Source organism: Acinetobacter sp. 228, from assembly GCF_048147885.1.
This window is the reverse complement of record NZ_JAYWYV010000335.1, coordinates 1-1,271: the sequence shown is the minus strand read 5'-3', so window position 1 is coordinate 1,271 and position 1,271 is coordinate 1. Positions and strand designations below refer to the sequence as shown.

The following is a 1,271-nucleotide window of genomic DNA, read 5'->3' as shown; positions in this document are numbered from 1 at the left end:
TGTTATGTCGTATTCATTGAAAATGGTCTTAAATCATGAAGAAGATACCCAGCGTTTAGCTCAGGCATTGGCGCAGCATGTTCAAGCTGGTGTGATTTATCTGATTGGAGATTTGGGCGCCGGTAAAACGACATTGACCCGTTATTTTTTGCAAGCTCTAGGGCATAAAGGATCGGTTAAAAGTCCGACGTATACGTTGGTTGAACCATATAAAATCAATAATAAAGAAATTTTTCATTTTGACTTATATCGTCTCAATGATCCGTACGAACTTGAATTAATGGGAATCCGTGATTATCTAGATATTCAGGATGCACTATTTTTATTTGAGTGGCCATCGAAAGGTGGAGACGAAATCCCTGAAGCAGATATCATCATTGATATTCAAAAATCAGATGATGAACTCAATCGTTTCGTCACCTTAACTTTACCAACAGAGCATTTGTACCAGACTTTGCAGGAACAGCTTCATGACTGATGAAAAGCTAACACAACGTCGTATTCATACATTAGACGCCGCGTTAGCGAACCAGATTGCTGCCGGTGAGGTGATTGAACGTCCTTCATCGGTCGTAAAAGAATTATTAGAAAACTCAATTGATGCAGGTGCAACCGAATTAATTGTGCGGATTGCACAAGGCGGCTCAACATTAATCGAGATTATTGACAATGGACATGGGATTCATCCTGATGATTTACCATTGGCAGTGATGCGCCATGCAACCAGTAAAATTAAAACAGCAGAAGATTTACACGCCATTGTTAGCTTAGGTTTCCGTGGTGAAGCACTTGCTTCTATTGCAGCAGTTTCACGGTTGACTTTAACCAGTAGCCAAGATGAAAGCGGAATTGGTCATCAGGTTGAGGTGAATGGTACCGCCTTTGATCATCAACAAGTCCAAGCTGTTGCTGCACGAAAGGGCACTCATATTCGAGTTCAGGACTTGTTTTTTAATGTGCCTGCTCGCCGTAAATTTTTAAAAAAGCCAACCACTGAATTTGGGCATATTGAAGAAATTGTACGCCGTTTGGCTTTAACGCATTTTGATATACGTTTTGTACTTGAGCATAACGATAATATACGAATTAATTTACCAATAGCAGATAGCGGTGAATTAAGATTTCAGCGTGTACAGCAATTATTGGGTCAACAGTTTGTTCAAAATGCTTACTGGATCGATGCCGAAAGTATTAACATGCGTTTGTCAGGTTGGCTAGGGCATCCTTCAGATGCACGTGCCCAAGCAGACTTACAATATGTGTATGTAAAT

2 protein-coding genes are annotated in these 1,271 nt (G+C 40.3%); both read left to right on the top strand.

Translation table 11 applies throughout. The features are described 5' to 3' along the window. The first annotated feature begins 4 nt into the window (after window positions 1-4). Complete coding sequence (tsaE, locus tag VXQ92_RS18730) at window positions 5-478, top strand: tRNA (adenosine(37)-N6)-threonylcarbamoyltransferase complex ATPase subunit type 1 TsaE (RefSeq protein WP_031944287.1); 474 nt, start codon at window positions 5-7, stop codon at window positions 476-478. Then, a partial coding sequence (gene mutL / locus VXQ92_RS18725; protein WP_416682816.1) for a DNA mismatch repair endonuclease MutL occupies window positions 471-1,271 on the top strand: 801 nt, incomplete at its 3' end. The genes tsaE and mutL, both read left to right, overlap by 8 nt.

Coding starts and splice junctions, on each gene's coding strand:
- tsaE (WP_031944287.1), top strand. CDS start 5: ATGTCGTATTCATTGAAAATGGTCTTAAATCATGAAGAAGATACCCAG.